The organism is Halomicrobium sp. HArcht3-1, from assembly GCF_058933345.1.
The window spans coordinates 353,109-368,155 of sequence record NZ_JBZYDM010000001.1 but is presented as its reverse complement, the minus strand read 5'-3'; the positions used below and the strand labels follow the sequence as shown (position 1 = coordinate 368,155).

17 protein-coding genes are annotated in these 15,047 nt (G+C 65.4%); 10 read left to right on the top strand and 7 right to left on the bottom strand.

All coding sequences use genetic code 11. The features are described from left to right. Nucleotides 1-43 precede the first annotated feature (43 nt). Together icd and AC5FRW_RS01975 are read right to left on the bottom strand one after the other, a co-directional pair. On the bottom strand, nt 44-1,321 hold the full coding sequence (icd, locus tag AC5FRW_RS01980) for an NADP-dependent isocitrate dehydrogenase (RefSeq protein WP_493566741.1): 1,278 nt from the start codon (nt 1,319-1,321) through the stop codon (nt 44-46). 105 nt (nt 1,322-1,426) lie between these two features. After that, nucleotides 1,427-2,116: a hypothetical protein gene (locus AC5FRW_RS01975; RefSeq protein ID WP_493566740.1), complete on the bottom strand. Its 690-nt coding sequence runs from the start codon at nt 2,114-2,116 to the stop codon at nt 1,427-1,429. An 81-nt stretch (nt 2,117-2,197) separates the two neighbouring features. On the opposite strand from AC5FRW_RS01975, the gene AC5FRW_RS01970 reads away from it, so the two are divergent. Beyond that, nucleotides 2,198-3,046, top strand: coding sequence for an isoaspartyl peptidase/L-asparaginase (locus AC5FRW_RS01970; protein ID WP_493566739.1), 849 nt, complete (start codon nt 2,198-2,200; stop codon nt 3,044-3,046). 245 nt (nt 3,047-3,291) lie between these two features. On the opposite strand, the gene AC5FRW_RS01965 is transcribed toward AC5FRW_RS01970, so the two are convergent. Continuing rightward, the gene (locus AC5FRW_RS01965; RefSeq protein ID WP_493566738.1) at nt 3,292-3,519 is read right to left on the bottom strand and encodes a hypothetical protein; all 228 of its coding nucleotides are present in this window, start codon (nt 3,517-3,519) and stop codon (nt 3,292-3,294) included. A 147-nt stretch (nt 3,520-3,666) separates the two neighbouring features. Between AC5FRW_RS01965 and map the strand changes: the two genes are divergently transcribed. Then, nucleotides 3,667-4,560, top strand: a complete 894-nt coding sequence (gene map, locus AC5FRW_RS01960; RefSeq protein ID WP_493566737.1) for a type II methionyl aminopeptidase — start codon at nt 3,667-3,669, stop codon at nt 4,558-4,560. Nucleotides 4,561-4,742: 182 nt separating this feature from the next. Here the strand turns inward: map and AC5FRW_RS01955 are convergent, their stop codons facing one another. Next, entirely contained in the window at nt 4,743-4,940 is a 198-nt protein-coding gene (locus AC5FRW_RS01955; protein ID WP_493566736.1) for a DUF7835 family putative zinc beta-ribbon protein, read from the bottom strand. Nucleotides 4,941-5,184: 244 nt separating this feature from the next. Between AC5FRW_RS01955 and AC5FRW_RS01950 the strand changes: the two genes are divergently transcribed. The 3 genes from AC5FRW_RS01950 to AC5FRW_RS01940 all read left to right on the top strand — a co-directional run bounded on the left by AC5FRW_RS01950 (nt 5,185) and on the right by AC5FRW_RS01940 (nt 8,582). Further along, on the top strand, nt 5,185-5,724 hold the full coding sequence (locus AC5FRW_RS01950) for an HIT family protein (RefSeq protein ID WP_493566735.1): 540 nt from the start codon (nt 5,185-5,187) through the stop codon (nt 5,722-5,724). Between the two features lie 158 nt (nt 5,725-5,882). Then, nucleotides 5,883-7,628 carry a sensor histidine kinase gene (locus AC5FRW_RS01945; protein WP_493566734.1) on the top strand — a complete coding sequence of 582 codons (1,746 nt, stop codon included), beginning with the start codon at nt 5,883-5,885 and terminating at the stop codon, nt 7,626-7,628. Nucleotides 7,629-7,673: 45 nt separating this feature from the next. Further along, entirely contained in the window at nt 7,674-8,582 is a 909-nt protein-coding gene (locus AC5FRW_RS01940) for a cation diffusion facilitator family transporter (RefSeq protein ID WP_493566733.1), read from the top strand. A 22-nt stretch (nt 8,583-8,604) separates the two neighbouring features. Here the strand turns inward: AC5FRW_RS01940 and AC5FRW_RS01935 are convergent, their stop codons facing one another. From AC5FRW_RS01935 to AC5FRW_RS01925, 3 genes are read right to left on the bottom strand one after another with little or no spacing between them, the layout of a single operon-like run. Further along, nucleotides 8,605-8,895 carry a DUF7521 family protein gene (locus tag AC5FRW_RS01935; RefSeq protein WP_493566732.1) on the bottom strand — a complete coding sequence of 97 codons (291 nt, stop codon included), beginning with the start codon at nt 8,893-8,895 and terminating at the stop codon, nt 8,605-8,607. Between the two features lie 43 nt (nt 8,896-8,938). Next, nucleotides 8,939-9,280 carry a hypothetical protein gene (locus AC5FRW_RS01930; RefSeq protein WP_493566731.1) on the bottom strand — a complete coding sequence of 114 codons (342 nt, stop codon included), beginning with the start codon at nt 9,278-9,280 and terminating at the stop codon, nt 8,939-8,941. Beyond that, on the bottom strand, nt 9,277-9,624 hold the full coding sequence (locus AC5FRW_RS01925) for an ArsR/SmtB family transcription factor (protein ID WP_493566730.1): 348 nt from the start codon (nt 9,622-9,624) through the stop codon (nt 9,277-9,279). The genes AC5FRW_RS01930 and AC5FRW_RS01925 overlap by 4 nt, the downstream gene beginning before the upstream one ends. A gap of 239 nt (nt 9,625-9,863) precedes the next feature. On the opposite strand from AC5FRW_RS01925, the gene AC5FRW_RS01920 reads away from it, so the two are divergent. From AC5FRW_RS01920 to AC5FRW_RS01900, 5 genes are all read left to right on the top strand, one after another. Beyond that, complete coding sequence (locus AC5FRW_RS01920) at nt 9,864-11,672, top strand: COG1361 family protein (protein ID WP_493566729.1); 1,809 nt, start codon at nt 9,864-9,866, stop codon at nt 11,670-11,672. Next, nucleotides 11,669-12,340, top strand: a complete 672-nt coding sequence (locus AC5FRW_RS01915) for an ABC transporter ATP-binding protein (protein ID WP_493566728.1) — start codon at nt 11,669-11,671, stop codon at nt 12,338-12,340. The genes AC5FRW_RS01920 and AC5FRW_RS01915 overlap by 4 nt, the downstream gene beginning before the upstream one ends. After that, nucleotides 12,330-13,469 (top strand): ABC transporter permease, encoded by a 1,140-nt coding sequence (locus AC5FRW_RS01910; RefSeq protein ID WP_493566727.1) that lies wholly within the window; start codon nt 12,330-12,332, stop codon nt 13,467-13,469. Before AC5FRW_RS01915 ends, AC5FRW_RS01910 begins: the two co-directional genes overlap by 11 nt. Before the next feature lie 142 nt (nt 13,470-13,611). After that, complete coding sequence (locus AC5FRW_RS01905; RefSeq protein WP_493566726.1) at nt 13,612-14,280, top strand: YIP1 family protein; 669 nt, start codon at nt 13,612-13,614, stop codon at nt 14,278-14,280. A gap of 94 nt (nt 14,281-14,374) precedes the next feature. Continuing rightward, nucleotides 14,375-15,046 (top strand): YIP1 family protein, encoded by a 672-nt coding sequence (locus tag AC5FRW_RS01900; RefSeq protein WP_493566725.1) that lies wholly within the window; start codon nt 14,375-14,377, stop codon nt 15,044-15,046. Nucleotide 15,047 lies beyond the last annotated feature (1 nt).

Here is a 15,047-nt window from a genome sequence, read left to right as displayed (position 1 = left end):
CGATGTTCTGACGGCTACGCCGTCAGAGGACGAGCGACTGGCGTTACGCCAGTCGCTCGATATTCTCGACGATAGCGTCGGCGTACTCCTCGGTGCCCAGCTTCTCGGCGTCGTCGAGCTGGCGTTCGAGGTCGTAGGTGACCTTGCCCGAGGAGATGGTCTCCTCGACGGCGTCGCGAACGAGGTCGGCGGCGTCTTTCCAGCCCATGTAATCGAACATCAGGCGACCGGAGAGGATGAGTGCGGTCGGGTTCGCCATGTTCTGGCCGGCGCGCTTCGGAGCCGATCCGTGGACCGGTTCGGCGAGTACGCGAGCGTCACCGAAGTTCGCACCCGGCGCGATCCCGAGGCCACCGATCTGTGCGCCGGCGGCGTCGCTGAGGTAGTCGCCGTTGAGGTTCGGCATGGCGAGGACGCTGAACTCGTCGGTTCGGAGCTGCATCCACTGGAGCATCGCGTCGGCGAGGCGGGACTCGACCATGACGGCGTCCTCGGGGATGTCGATCTCGTCCTGGGTCTCCCACAGGGAGTCGGGCGCGGCGAAGACTTCCTCGTCGGGGTACTCCTCGTCGGCGACTTCCATACCCCACTCGGTGAACTGCCCTTCGGTGAACTTCATGATGTTGCCCTTGGCGACCAGCGTGACCTTGTCGCGGTCGTGTTCGAGGGCGTAGTCGATGGCCTTGCGAACCAGACGCTTGGAACCGAACTCGGTGATCGGCTTGATGCCGATGCCGATCGGACCGTCGTGCATCGTTTCGTCGAAGCCCATGTCCTCTTCGACGAACTCACGGACCTGCTCGACTTCCTCGGTCCCGGCTTCCCACTCGATGCCGGCGTACACGTCCTCGGTGTTCTCACGGAACGTGACCATGTCCATCTCCTCGGGCGCCTTCATCGGCGACGGGACGCCGTCGAGGTAGTAGGTCGGTCGGACGTTCGAGTAGAAGTCCAGCGTCTGGCGCAGCGCGACGTTGAGCGAGCGGAAGCCAGCGCCGACGGGCGTCGTCAGCGGGCCCTTGATCGCGACGCGGTGCTCGTCGATGGCGTTGACGGTGTCGTCGGGGAGGTTCTCGTCGTACTTCTCGCGGGCGGACTCGCCAGCGAAGACGCGCATCCACGAGATGTCTCGTCCAGTCGCGTTGGCGGCGGCTTCCAGCACGCGCTGGGCGGCCGGGCCCACGTCCTTGCCGATGCCGTCCCCGTGGATGATGGGGATGATCGGGTTCTCGGGGATATCGAGTTCGTCGTTGTCCTCGTCGATAACCTCGATCTTCTCGCCCTCTGTGGGCACCTCGACTTTATCGTAGTCGTAGCTCATATTCGACCCCACGAAATTCGGGCCTAAAGGACTGCCGCTTTGGACGAGGGCATGGTAACAGGAGACACGGAAATGATCCCGTCGTTTTCGGCCGTGTCGTTTCCATCAGCGAAACGCGCCGAGCATGGCACGGATCTCCGTCGGTGCGTTCACCAGTCCACGGAAGAAGCGAGCGCGTGCGTTGGTCATCGTGTCAGACACTGCGGTGGCGGCGTCGTCGAAGATGCCCACGCCGTGACCGAACAGGACGCGGTCGGGATCGAACGCCGCGAACTTCGATCGCGGGGGCGCGAGCCGACTGAGGAACGGCATCCCGATCCGCTCGTCGCCGACGGCGAACTTTTCGCCCGCCAGAAAGTCGGGGACGTACAGCGTCCCGTCAGACGCACGGTACGCGATTGTCTCGCGCCACGCGCGTAGCGGTCGAAGTTCGTGCAGTTCGAACCCCGCGACCGAGCCATCGACCCGTTCGACCGGCGCGTCGATCCGGTCGGCGCTCCGGTCGAGCCACGTCGGGACGGTGACGGGCACGTCGTGCCGGCGGGCGAACACCGCGGCGTCGCGGGCGTGGTAGTCCGACAGGACCGCGACCCCCGCCACGTCACCGAGGTCGGCGATACGCTCGTCGATCCCCGGGGCGTCGAGCGGGTCGAAGAGCCAGACATCGCCGTCGGCGGACGATCGGATCGCGTGACTCGCTCGCTGGCCGCCCTCCTCGGGATGGGCGAACCAGCCGATGCCATCGTCCCAGCGGTCGATCAGGGCGTAGTCGGCGGCGTTCTCGCGAACGTACATCGGTGCTGACCTGTCAGTTCACACAGTTCGTTCTTTCGATTGCCCCAGCCGCTTTTGCCGGTGGCCGCCATCGGCACGGATATGCATCTCATCGTCCACGGTGGTGCCGGTTCCGCGCCCGACGAACCGGCCAGACGACAGCAGGTCCTCGCCGACGCGGCGGCCGACGGTGTCGACGCCAAGACGCCGATGGCGGCGGTCGAGGCGGCCGTCCGCGCTCTCGAAGCCGATCCACGATTCAACGCCGGCGTCGGCGGTGCGGTCCAGAGCGACGGGGTCGTTCGAACGGACGCGAGCGTCATGACTGACGATGGAACGGCCGGCGCGGCGTGTGCGATGGCCGGCGTCGAACACGCCGTCTCGGTCGCCCGCGCGGTCGCCACCGAGACCCCACACGTGCTGCTGGCCGGCGACCCGGCCGTCGACTTCGCGAGCGCGGCCGGGGTAGAGACCGACTGTGATCTCTGGACCGACCGCTCACGAGACCGCTGGAACGATGCCGACCCGCCAGCGGCAGCCGATCCGAGCGAGCGGCTGGCGTGGGTCCGCGAGCACTTCGGCGGGCACGACACCGTCGGCGCGGTCGCGACCGACGGCGACCGGCTCGCGGCGGCGACGTCGACCGGCGGCCGGTGGTTCGCTCTGGCCGGACGGGTCGGCGACGTACCACAGCTCGGGGCCGGCGTCTACGCCGACGAGCGTGGCGGTGCGAGCGCGACGGGAGAGGGCGAAGCCATCGCACGCTACGGGCTGGCGAAGGAAGCGGTTCGCGCACTCGACCGGTTCGGCCCGCGACAGGCGGCAGAAGAGGCACTCGCGGCGTTCGAAGCGGAGACCGGCGGGCAGGCTGGCCTCATCGTCATGGACCACGCCGGCCACACCGGGTCGGTGGCGAACACCGAGGCGATGCAGACGGCGACCCGGTCATAGCGGCCGGGGCGATGCAAACTGCGACCCGGTCATAGCGACCGGGGCGCTGCAGACTGTAACCCCGTCATAGCGGCCGGGGCGATGCAAACGGCGACCCGGTCATAGCGACCGGGGCGCTGCAGACTGTAACCCCGTCATAGCGACCGGGGCGCTGCAGACTGTAACCCCGTCATAGCGACCGGGACGCTGAAGACGGCGACCGCTCGTAGCGACCCCGTGCGCCCAAGAGACCGTCGTGGAAGCAGCTAGTCGTCCCAGGGATCGAGTTTGTTGTCGTACTGTGGCTCCCGGCCGAACCGGTCGCGCAGCGTCAGGACGAGTGTCAGGACGAGCACACAGACGACCGCGCTCGCAAACACGACGCCACCAGCCACGAGTCCCCGCGTCACGATGACTGCGGCCGTCGCCAGAAGGATAAGACCCCAGAGGAGCGTGCTGGCATAGATCGGTGGCTGGTCACGGTTGGCAGCCATTACTCCCACTTTCAGCCACAGTGTGAAACCCTTTACTCAACGTATCGGTACGATTTCGTGTCGCGTGGGTTCGAGTGACAGGGCAAGCCGGGCGGACACGGAGCGGCGATGGAAATCCATTTGCCATCGACAGACCAACCCAAGCCCATGACCGAGGTTGATCTGGACGCCGAGCAGTACGAGAAGCACCGCGAAGCCGGGGAGATTCTGGCACAGGTGCGCAACGAGGCTGCCGACCGACTGGAAGTGGGGACGGGCTATCTGGAGATTTCCGAGTGGGCGGAGGACCGCATCCGAGAACTGGGGGGCAAGCCGGCGTTCCCGGTCAACGTCAGCGTCGACCACGAGGCCGCCCACGGCGCGGCCGGGCCGGACGACGACCGGACCGTCGGCGAGCAGATGGTGAAACTCGACATCGGCGTCCACGTCGACGGCTGGCTGGCCGACACCGCCGTCACGGTCGATCTCTCGGGCAACGACGACCTGAAAGCGGCCGCCGACGAGGCACTCGATGCCGCACTCGATACCGTCGCCGCCGGCGTCGATACCGGTGAGATCGGGGCCGCTATCGGGGAGGTCATCGACGGCTACGGCTACAACCCCGTCGTCAACCTCACCGGCCACGGACTGGGTCACTGGGAACAGCACACGGAACCGAACATCCCGAACCGGTCGATCTCGCAGGGAACGACCCTGGAGGCTGGACAGGTCGTCGCCATCGAACCGTTCGCCACGACCGGGAGCGGCAAGGTCAACGAGGGCACGACCGAGGAGATCTTCTCGCTCGAACGAGAGGGGTCGGTGCGAAATCGGCAGGCGCGACAGGCGCTAAACCAGATCGCCGAGGAGTTCAAGACCCTCCCGTTTGCCGCTCGCTGGCTGGATGTCTCGCGGCCCCACATGGCGCTGCGACGGCTCAAACAGCAGGACATCGTCCACGGCTACCCCGTGTTGCAGGAGGCCGAGGGAGAACTCGTCAGCCAGAAAGAGCACACCGTCATCGTGACAGACGACGGGTGTGAAGTGACGACGCGGTTGTAGAGCAGCGGGGCTGTCGAAGCACGACTACTTCATCGAAACTGTCGGAGAAACCGGTTACTGACAGCGCCGGGTGGGAGGCGCTCGCAAAAGGGTGTTGGGTGTGTTGGGTGTCTGAGATGGCGCATACGCACCGGTGTCGTCTCGTGCCGGAGTGGTCCGGCACACGGCGACAGCAGTTCGCATCAGGCGTTGTTCATGCGAATTTCCGTCGTGGTGCCACAGATGTGACACTCGCTGACACGGTACGGTTCGCGAGAGAAGGCTGCGTTCTCTTGCTTCGTACTTTCGGTCAGGATCTGGACGGAAACGTCGTGCGGGGTGGTCCGTCCGCACGTCGAGCATGCCTCTGACATAGTGGAGTCGCCGTCTTTGACTGCCATCCCGGATAAGCAATCGGCCGTAACGAGTATAAAAACACCCTACGGTTCGGGGTCGTTTAGACCGTTTATCGACAGACGGAACCGCTTTTTCGCCCAGCAGTATCTGAGAAGTGCTGAGACTGTTTATACACACCTCTCAGCCCTTTAATTGTCGTCCCACTCCGTGAACGGCAACAAGATTTAAATACTATTTCCGCTCGGGGCGTGGCAAAGCGATTTACTGTCGGCCGGTACAGGATGTGCCATGGAACAGGTGTTCGCACCGTGGCGGATCGAGTGGGTCGAGCGCGACGAGAAGAATCCGGATGTCGACTGTATCTTCTGTGACCTTCCGGCCCGCGACGCCGACCGCGAGCACAGAGTCGTGGCACGGAACGAACACGCCTACGTCCTCCTGAACAACGCCCCGTACAGTCCCGGGCACGCGATGGTCATCCCCTACGATCACACCGGGGACTACCGGGACCTCCCACCGCAGGTGTTGTTCGCCCACGCACGGCTCAAGCAGCGAACGTTCGACGCATTGGAGCGTGCACTGAACCCCGACGCGTTCAACGCCGGACTGAATCTGGGCGGCGGACCAGCGGGCGGGTCCATCGCGGATCACCTCCATACCCACGTCGTTCCGCGGTGGGAAGGCGATACGAACTTCATGCCAGTCGTCAGCGACACACAGGTCATCGTCGAGGCGCTCGAAGACACCTACGACCGGCTTCACGACGCCTTTGGGACGCTGGACGGTGCGACCGTCCCGGACGACGACAGCGCAGTCGTGTTCGAGTGAGACGGACGGTTGTCGTTGCGTACCTGTGAGCGTCGACGGGGGAGGCGCTCACCGGTGCATCGCGACAACCATCCGTCTGAGTGACCAGAACGAGTACGGACAGCGATACGCTGATGAGCGTTCGGCAGAGAAACCCATTCGGAACGACGATTTAAGTGATGGGACAGTCGACAGGTACGTTCGACCCGGTCTTCGCGGGCTATCTCCTCGTGTTCGGAGTGGCGGCACTGGCCTGCTTCGCCAGCGTCGGCCGTGCGCGTGATATCGACGATAGGGACACGCGCCTCGGTCTCGTCGCACTGTTACTGACCAGCGGTGGCTGGGCACTCACGCACGTCGCCTTCTTCGTCACACCGGGTGAGACGCTCAAGACCGCGATCTACACCGTCGGACTCGTCATCGGCTTCAGCACGGTCGGGCCGTGGCTCTACTTCAGTTCGGCCTACACCGGTCGGACGCTACACCGCAACACCACGCTGCGAGGGCTGGCCGTCGCCGTCTTTCTCGTGATTGTCGCGATCAAGATCACGAACCCCTGGCACGGTCTGTACTTCGCCACCGAGCCGGCGACCACACCGTTTCCCCATCTCTCGATCGTCCACCAGCCGTTTCACTGGATCGTGATGGGACTGTCCTACGCGCTCGCGGCGGTGGGCTACTTCATGATCCTCGAACGACTGTTGCAGGTCAGTTACGACACCCGACCGCTGGCACTGCTGGTGGCGATCACGGGACTGCCGCTGGTGCTCGACCTCGTCGGCTACGCGACGCCGTGGCTCGTCGACACCACCTACGAACCGATCGGCGTCGCCGTCTTCGCTATCGGCGTTTGCTTCGTCTTTCTCGACCGATTTCAGGCGATTCGGCTCGCCGGCGCTACGGACAAACCCGTTCTCATCGTCGACAAGCGCGATCTCCTCCGGGAGTACAACGCGGCGGCCGCCGATCTGTTTCCGGCGCTGGCCGAACCGGGGACGATCGGACAGCCACTCTGGAGTATCGTCCCACCGGTCGCCGAGGCACTCGAAACAGAGCCATCGACGCTGACGCTGACCGACTCCGGCCAGCAGCACTACTACCAAGTGGCCGAGAGTCCGTTCGCTGCGGGGCAAACCCCGGTCGGACGCCTGATCCTCATGACCGACATCACGGATCGGGAACGTGACCGTCGCGAACTCGAACGACAAAACGAACGGCTGGACACGTTCGCCAGCGTGGTCAGTCACGACCTCCGCAATCCGCTGCAAGTGCTTCGGGGCACACTGGATGGTGCCCGCGAGACCGGCGACCCGAAACACTTCGAACGAGGCGAGCAGGCCCTCGACCGGATGGAAGCACTGATCGACGACGTGCTCTCGCTCGCACGCCAGGGACAGCCGATCGACGAGACGGAACCGGTGTCGCTCGCTCCAGTCGTCGAAGAGTGCTGGACGATGATCGACACCGACGGCGCCGAACTGGTCGTCGACGGTGACGTCGACTTCGTCGCCGATCCCGCCCGACTCCGACAGCTACTCGAAAACCTCGTGCGGAACGCGGTGGAACACGGTCCTTCGAGTCCCGACTCGCAGGCCCGTCGGAACGCCGAACGTGGGGCTGTCGACGAGTCCGCTGTCACGAGCGGTTCCGAAAACACCCTCGAATACGGCAGAGAGAACGTGACCGTCAGGATCGGTTCGCTGCCGGACGGGACCGGGTTCTACGTCGAAGACGACGGCCGTGGAATCCCCGAGTCGGAGCGGTCCGAGGTGTTCGAGTCGGGCTACTCGACGACCGAGGACGGCACGGGCTTCGGGCTGGCGATCGTCAGCGAGATCGTCGACGCTCACGGCTGGACGATCACGGTCACGGAAAGTGCCGAGGGCGGCGCGCGGTTCGAGATCGCCGACATCACCAGCGCGTGAGTGCTATCAAAGGGGCTTAGTCACCCCCGCTACTACGACGACGTAATGTCGCGTCGGGACGTGTTGCGCCGGGTCGGGCTGGTGATTCTCGGAGCGAACCTTCTGCTTGCCGTCCTGAAGGGCGTCGTCTGGACCGAGACCGGGAGTCTCGCAGTCGGTTCCGAAGCGGTCAACAGCCTCGCCGACACCGCCTACAGCCTCGTCATCGTCGGCGGTCTCTACCTGACGACCCAGCCGCCGGACTTCGAGCACCCACACGGCCACGAACGCATCGAACCGTTCGTCTCGCTGTTCGTCGCCGTCGGTATCTTCGCCGCCGGTGGGGTGATCCTCTGGCAGGCCGGCCAGTCGCTGCTGAGCGGTGACGTGGGCGTGACGCGTGGCCCCGCCGCAATCGCCGTGCTGGCTCTCTCCGGGGTCGTCAAGTACGGCCTGTATCGTTACTGCCTGCAGGCCGGTCGCGAGGAGCACTCACCGGCGCTCGTCGCGACGGCACTGGACAATCGCAACGACATCCTCACCGCAGCGGCTGCACTCGTCGGCGTCATCGGTGCGACGGCCGGTTTCCCGGTCCTCGATCCGCTCGCCGCGATGCTCGTCTCGGTAGGCATCATCTACACCGGGATCGAGGTGGTCCGAGACAACCTCGACTATCTGGTCGGTGCCGCTCCGCCGGAGGAACTGCGCGCCGAGATCATCGCGCGGGCGCTCGAACACCCGGACGTGGAGGGTGCCCACGACGTGATCGCCCACTATGTGGGCCCGGAAATCGACGTGAGTCTCCACGTCGAAGTCGAGGGCGACAAGACCCTCTTCGAGGCCCACGACATCGAGACGGCCGTCATTCAATCGATCCAAGACCTGCCGGAGGTCGACGACGTGTTCGTCCACGTCGACCCCAAGGAACTGGGCGAGTGGAAGGCCGACGAGAACGTCGACCGACTGGTCGAGTAGTGACTGGACGAGGACTGGCGTCCTACGCGCCGGTGAAGGCGTACAGCACCGCCAGCAGTCCAGTGACCCGGCAAGCGACGGCCGTCAGTTCCGCCTCGGCGGCCGTCGCCAGCGAGAAGTAGACGAGTGGCTGCTTCACGAGGAACGGCACTGTCGTCAACAGCAGGATGCCGACGGCGAGATACAGCATCGCTCGACTGGCGTTGCGCTGGTAGCCACGGTAGGCCTGATAGGCGACGAATCCGCCGACGACGGCCGTCACGAGTGCCGTCACCGCCGTCACCGTCGGCAGGATCTGGAGGAGCGGACTCACGGCTGGTCCCCCCTGCGAGTCGGTCGGCGTGTTGCTGTGCTTGTCATCGCTGTGTGCTGTAGATCATAAACAGGATCAGGGCAAGGCCGCTGAGCCTGGTCAGGTCCGCGACGAGGCGGATCGTCTCGGTCCCGACACTGGTCGTGTTTCCGAGGATCAGATTGACCAGCAGCGGGACGCCACTCAACAGGAGGATACCGGCCGCCATCCCGAGCAGCGCCGGATCACGGGTCGTGCGGTAGCTCTGGATGCCCTTGACGAGGATCGTCACCGAGAGGACGAGGGAGACGACGAACCCGAGGAAAAAGAGGAGGACGACCATCTGTGCCGGCGTCCCGTTCGTCTGCAGCGCCGTCCCGGCCAGCAGTGGCAGTGCCCCGTTCATTTGAGTCCCTCGAACAGTTCGGTAAAGCGGTCGGCCGCGTCCGGTTCGCGGCGCTCGATGTCGATGTGGTACTCGCCGTCTTCGAGATCGACGGTGACGCGAGCCAACTGCGCGGTAAACACGTCGTAGTGGTGGCCGTCGGGGTCCAGTTGCTGCTGGGCAGTGACGAGGTCGTGCTCGCGCAGTCGGTCGAGGCGGCGGTACACGGTCGGCGGGGAGGCGTCACACCATTCGGCCAGTTCCTCTGCGGACTGTGACTCCACACTCGTCGCTGCGAGGATCTCGCGGGCGTACTCGTCGTCGAGGAGTTCGACGACGGTCTCCAGCGGTGGCTCCTCGCTCATGTGTTAGCTCGTTGGTGACTGGTCGTCGCCAGACACGGTTCATACTCCTGATCGACGCCGGAGTATAAAAAAGCGGAGCACACGGTTTCTCACCCTGAAATCGTGGGAAGGGGGTTTTTAATCCTGCGACCATCGGATCGAATTGTAATGGTCCCACCACGAACGCAGACGAACGGTTCCGTAGACGAGCGTCCCCGGTCGGCGCGACCGATCACCGACAGTCGGCAGGTGAGGCGGCAATGAGTCGCGGCCGATCGATCGCGCTCGTCGCACTCCTCCTGTGTAGTACCGCAGCGCTGGCCGTCGGCCCCGTGAGCGCGGCCTCTCCCGGTGTCGTCGTCGTCGGCACCGAAACGTCGCCGGACCGGCCCGCACCGGGTGACGATCTGACGATCACCACCACCGTCACGAACCCCAACGGCAGCGACGACTCGTATACGCTGCGTGCCGTCGAGATTCGGGCCACCGAGGCGGACGACAGTAAACTGTACAACGAGAGCACTCGTGCCGAATCGGTCGGCACCGGCGAAACAGTGGCCCGTGACCTCTCGTTCGAAGTCGAGGAGAGCGGGACCCAGACGTTCGTCGCCCACATCCAGTTGCTCTCGAACGGACAGGTTCGCAACCTCGAACGGACGGTGACGGTGAACGTCGGGCAGCCAGACCCCACCCTGTCACTGTCGGCCGATCCGGTCGGTCTCTCCGGTGATACGACGCTGACGCTGAACGTCTCGAACCCCCGGACGGACCCGGTCAGAAGTCTCGCGATCGATCTCGGGTCCAAGCGTCTCACCTTCGACGAGAACCGCCGGATCGTCTCACAACTGGACTCCGGGTCGACCGTCACGCTCCGATACCCGGTCTCGAACGCCTCCATCGGCGAGCACGCCGTGACCGCCGACATCGAGTACACCACCGCAGACGGGCAGTACGTCTCGACGGAGCAGACGCTTTCGGCGACGATCAAGCGGGTCAAGAACCCCGGAAACGTCTCGCTCTCGGGCGTCGACATCCGCAAGGTCGGCAGCAAGCTACGGGTCACCGGACAAGCCGACAACGTCGGCGGGACGGCAGTGTCGTCGGCACGCATCGCCGCGGCCGGCGACTACAGCCTCGGTGACGTGCAGTCCCGAACGTTCATCGGATCGATCGGTGCCAGCGAGTCTCGCGAGTTCAGTCTGGTCACCGCGACCCCCGAGGACGGCGGGGCGACGACGGTCCCGGTTACGATTCGCTATCTCATCGACGGCGAGCCAGTCGAACGAACGCTCTCGATCAGCTACGAACCCGGCTCGAACGGCGACGTGTCGCTGTCGGACGTCGACATCGTCACCCGCAAAGGCGGGTCGTACATCGTCGGGGAAGCCAACAACGTCGGTGACACGAACGTCTCCTCGTTCCGTCTCTCGGTCACGGACGACGACTACAGCCTCGGTGACGCCCAGTCTCGGACGTTCGTCGGCAACCTCGAACCGGGTAGCTCTGGAGCGTTCGAACTGGCGGCGGCACTGCCCGAGGACGGCGAGGCCGCGACGATCCCGCTGTCGGTCACGTATCGCGTCGACGGCCAGCAGATCACGCGCTCGGTCTCGGTCGAACACCGCCCGCAGGCGAGCGGCGAGATCGACCTGACCGGACTGCGAATCGAGCAGGCCGGCGACCGCCTGACCGTCAGAGGATCGACGAGCAATCTCGGGACGGCAAACACCTCGGCGGTCGTGGTGTCGGTCGGTGACGGTGAGGCCGTCGCGCCGGCCCAGTCCGAGTCCAGTTACTTCGTCGGCTCGGTCCAGCGCAGCGACTTCAAGTCCTTCCAGGTCGACGCTCGGCTCACGGCCGACACGAACGAGACGATCGACATTCCCGTCGAGGTGCGTTACCGGGTCGACGGCCAGCGCGTCACTCAGACGGTCATGGTCCCCTACACGCCCCGCCAACAGGTCGCCACCGGCCAGTCCCAGCGGTCCGCCGGCATGCCGATCGTACTGATCGGCGGCGTGGTGGTCGTACTGGTCCTCGGTGGGCTGGGATACCGTCGATACCGATGAGCGTCATCAGCGCCACCGACGCGGTGAAGATCTACGAGTCAGGCGACAAGACGCTGCGGGCACTCGACGGGGTCTCGGTCAGCGTCGATCCCGGCGAGTTCGCCGCCGTCGTCGGCCCCAGCGGGAGCGGGAAGTCCACGCTGTTGAATCTGCTTGGCCTGCTCGACGAGCCATCCGAGGGCAGTGTCACCGTCGACGGCACTGCACTGTCGACGCTGTCGAAGCGAGAGCGGACCGACCTTCGGCGAGAGACGGTCGGGTTCATCTTCCAGAGCTTCTATCTGGTCCCCACGCTGACCGCCCGCGAGAACGTCGCCGTCCCCGGACTCGTCGGCGACGACCGGTCGACGCTGATCGATCGGGCCGACGAACTGCTGACGCGGGTCGGACTGGGCGACCGCCTCGATCACTACCCCAACGAACTGTCGGGCGGGCAGAAACAGCGCGTCGCAGTCGCACGCTCGCTGATCAACGACCCCGATATCCTGCTGGCCGACGAGCCGACGGGCAACCTCGATCAGGACACCGGCGCGCAGGTGCTCGACGTGTTCGACGAGATCACGAGAGAGGGCGTGGCGATCCTCACGGTCACCCACGACGAGCAGGTCACCGACTTCGCCGACCGGACGATCAGACTGGTCGACGGGGAGGTGACTCGTGATCGATAGCCCGCTCTCCCGTCTCTCGCCGTTTCTGGCGTTCGCCCGAAACAACCTCTCACGGGCGCGCGCTCGAACCATCCTCGCGATGGCCGGCATCACGATCGGTGTCGTCGCCATCGCCTCGCTGGGGATGTTCGGCGCGACGCTCGAACAATCGTTCCTGAGCACGGCCGACGACGCGATTCGAACCGTCGGCGTCGGTCCCGGTGAAGACTCGGAGTTTGACACGCTCGGTCGCGAACAGGTCGCCGAGATCGAACGCTACGCCGGGGGCGGTGACGTCTACACGCTCAGCCGTAGCCGGGCACAAGTGACCGGATTACAGCAGACGACGAGCGCCTCACTGGTGTCGGTCTCCGATCCAGCGGTGTTTGTCACCGCTGCGTCGGGCCAGATCCCGCGGAACTGGCGCTCGGGTGTCGCGGTCGGGAGCGAACTGGCCGACACGCTCGGGGTCGAACCCGGTGACAGCGTGCAGGTCGGCGACGAGAACCGCCGCGTCGTCGCCGTACTCGCCGAGTCGAGTCGCGCCTCGTTCGTCCGGACGAGCGACGCAATCGTCCTCCCGCCGGGCGAACTCGGCGATGGCGCGTCGCAGGTCCTCGTCCGCGCGGACACGCCCCAGCGGGCGTTCGCCATCAGCGACCGCCTCGACGAGAATCTCAACAGCGAACGGCGCTCGCGGTACAGCGTCTTCGACGCCGAGGCGAACCTCGAACGGTTCAACGAACAGATGAGCCTCATCCGAACCTTCCTGCTCGCGGTCGGGGGCGTCTCACTGCTCGTGGCCTCGGTCAGCATCCTCAACGTGATGTTGATGAGCACCATCGAGCGCAAGGCCGAAATCGGCGTCCTTCGGGCCGTGGGCTACCACCGGCTCGACATCCTCCGGCTGATGCTGTACGAGGCGGCGCTGCTGGGCGTCGTCGGGTCGGTGTTCGGTGTCATCCTCAGCGTCGGACTGGGGATGGTCATGAACGCCCAACTGCTCTCTGACCCCCTCGCGTTCACCACGCAGGCGTTGCAGTTCACTATCCTCGGATTCGTCTTTGGCACCGGGGCGAGCTTCCTCAGCGGTCTCTACCCGGCGTGGAAGGCCGCCAACGCGCGACCAGTGGAGGCACTGCGGGACTGAGATCGACTTCCCGCGGCCCGCTGGTCGATCCAACACCACGAAGCGGCGACCCCACGCGTCGCGATGGAAAGGATGTGGGTCGTTGGCAATCATTGGCCTGTTCTCGGTACATATTTCCAACACGAACCGAGAGATACTGTCGATGGACGTTCCCCTCACGACGCTGCTCGTGCGCCCGCGAGAGGCGTTCGAGGCGGCCGATGAGCCGGCGTCGCTGGTCCAGCCGCTCGTCCTCGTGTTTCTCGTCGGTGCAGCGAGTATGGCGACCGCGTTTCCGATCTACGTCGCCCTGCAGCGGGAGCTTCCGGCCGACATCGCGACCGTCGAGCTTATCATCGGGACCCAGACCGCACGGCTCCCGCTGTGGTTCGCGATCGGCATTCTGGTCGGTATTGTGATCGTCTTCGTCGGGTGGGTCGTGATGACGGCGTTGCTCTACGGGGCCGCGCGCCTCGCCGGCGGTAGCGGACGATTCAGGCAGCTGTTCGCCTTCGTCGGCTGGTCACACGCGCCCTACGTCGTCGTCTACCCACTCGTCGCGGTCGTCGCGCTCTGGCAGTTGACGACGGTGCCCGGTGCGACACTGAACGGCGTCCTCCACGGCACCAGCGGCGTCGAAGGGACGCTGGTGACGTTCAACGGCGAGGGGCTGATCGACGTGAGTTCGCTCCCCTCGGTCGCGGTGACGCTGTGGATGGCGTACATCTGGTTGGGCGCGCTCGACGTGGTCTACGATCTCTCGCGGCGTCGAGCGGCCGCAATTTCTGGGAGTCTCGTCGTCCTCACACTCGTCGTGACACAGGCCGTTTGACACGGAACGACAACCGTCCGTATGAGTCCGTCGGCGTCGCTGTCGTCGCTCGCCTCGACAGCTATATTCCTGTGTAACCGTCAGTTCCTCCCGGATGGACGTTTCACTCGCGACACTCCTCGTCCGCCCGAAGCGGGCGTTCGACGACGGGGTGAACCCCCCGTCGTTCGCGCAGGCACTCGCGCTCGTGGTCGTCCTCGGTGCCGCCAGTGTCGCCACGATGTTCCCGCTGTACGTGGTCCACTGGGAACAGGCGTCGGCCGTCGGCGCGGCGATCACCGTCGCAGTCGGCGGACAACGGGTGGCGCTCCCGGCCGTGTTTCCGACCAGTATCGTGCGCTCGCTGGTCCAGAGCGTGCTACTGTGGCTGGTGGCGGCAGCGATACTCCACGTGCTCGCACGGGCCGTCGGCGGCACGGGTCGGTTCCGAGCGGTCGCGCCGTACGTCGGCTGGTCGTTCGCGCCGTATCTCGTGGTCTACCCGCTCGTGGCGGTCGTCGCGGGGTTCATACTGGCGACGACGCCGGACGCGACGCTTCGGGGAGTCCTGTACGGTGCTGGGACGGCGAGTCAGGGACCGGTAAACTGGAACGGGGCCGGACTCATGGACACGCGATCACCGTTGTTGACGGGCGCGATCCTGTGGATGGGGTACCTGTGGACGGGCGCACTGAGGGTTGCCCACGACCTGTCGGCCCGGGCCGCGGTCGCGGTCGCCGGGGCTGTGGCGGCGATGCTGCTCCTCGTCGCTCACGCACCTGTTTAGG

What these genes read in the sequence shown, in the direction of transcription:
- icd (WP_493566741.1), bottom strand. Translation starts at nt 1,321, where the DNA reads ATGAGCTACGACTACGATAAAGTCGAGGTGCCCACAGAGGGCGAGAAG.
- AC5FRW_RS01975 (WP_493566740.1), bottom strand. Translation starts at nt 2,116, where the DNA reads ATGTACGTTCGCGAGAACGCCGCCGACTACGCCCTGATCGACCGCTGG.
- AC5FRW_RS01970 (WP_493566739.1), top strand. Translation starts at nt 2,198, where the DNA reads ATGCATCTCATCGTCCACGGTGGTGCCGGTTCCGCGCCCGACGAACCG.
- AC5FRW_RS01965 (WP_493566738.1), bottom strand. Translation starts at nt 3,519, where the DNA reads ATGGCTGCCAACCGTGACCAGCCACCGATCTATGCCAGCACGCTCCTC.
- map (WP_493566737.1), top strand. Translation starts at nt 3,667, where the DNA reads ATGACCGAGGTTGATCTGGACGCCGAGCAGTACGAGAAGCACCGCGAA.
- AC5FRW_RS01955 (WP_493566736.1), bottom strand. Translation starts at nt 4,940, where the DNA reads ATGGCAGTCAAAGACGGCGACTCCACTATGTCAGAGGCATGCTCGACG.
- AC5FRW_RS01950 (WP_493566735.1), top strand. Translation starts at nt 5,185, where the DNA reads ATGGAACAGGTGTTCGCACCGTGGCGGATCGAGTGGGTCGAGCGCGAC.
- AC5FRW_RS01945 (WP_493566734.1), top strand. Translation starts at nt 5,883, where the DNA reads ATGGGACAGTCGACAGGTACGTTCGACCCGGTCTTCGCGGGCTATCTC.
- AC5FRW_RS01940 (WP_493566733.1), top strand. Translation starts at nt 7,674, where the DNA reads ATGTCGCGTCGGGACGTGTTGCGCCGGGTCGGGCTGGTGATTCTCGGA.
- AC5FRW_RS01930 (WP_493566731.1), bottom strand. Translation starts at nt 9,280, where the DNA reads ATGAACGGGGCACTGCCACTGCTGGCCGGGACGGCGCTGCAGACGAAC.
- AC5FRW_RS01925 (WP_493566730.1), bottom strand. Translation starts at nt 9,624, where the DNA reads ATGAGCGAGGAGCCACCGCTGGAGACCGTCGTCGAACTCCTCGACGAC.
- AC5FRW_RS01920 (WP_493566729.1), top strand. Translation starts at nt 9,864, where the DNA reads ATGAGTCGCGGCCGATCGATCGCGCTCGTCGCACTCCTCCTGTGTAGT.
- AC5FRW_RS01915 (WP_493566728.1), top strand. Translation starts at nt 11,669, where the DNA reads ATGAGCGTCATCAGCGCCACCGACGCGGTGAAGATCTACGAGTCAGGC.
- AC5FRW_RS01905 (WP_493566726.1), top strand. Translation starts at nt 13,612, where the DNA reads ATGGACGTTCCCCTCACGACGCTGCTCGTGCGCCCGCGAGAGGCGTTC.
- AC5FRW_RS01900 (WP_493566725.1), top strand. Translation starts at nt 14,375, where the DNA reads ATGGACGTTTCACTCGCGACACTCCTCGTCCGCCCGAAGCGGGCGTTC.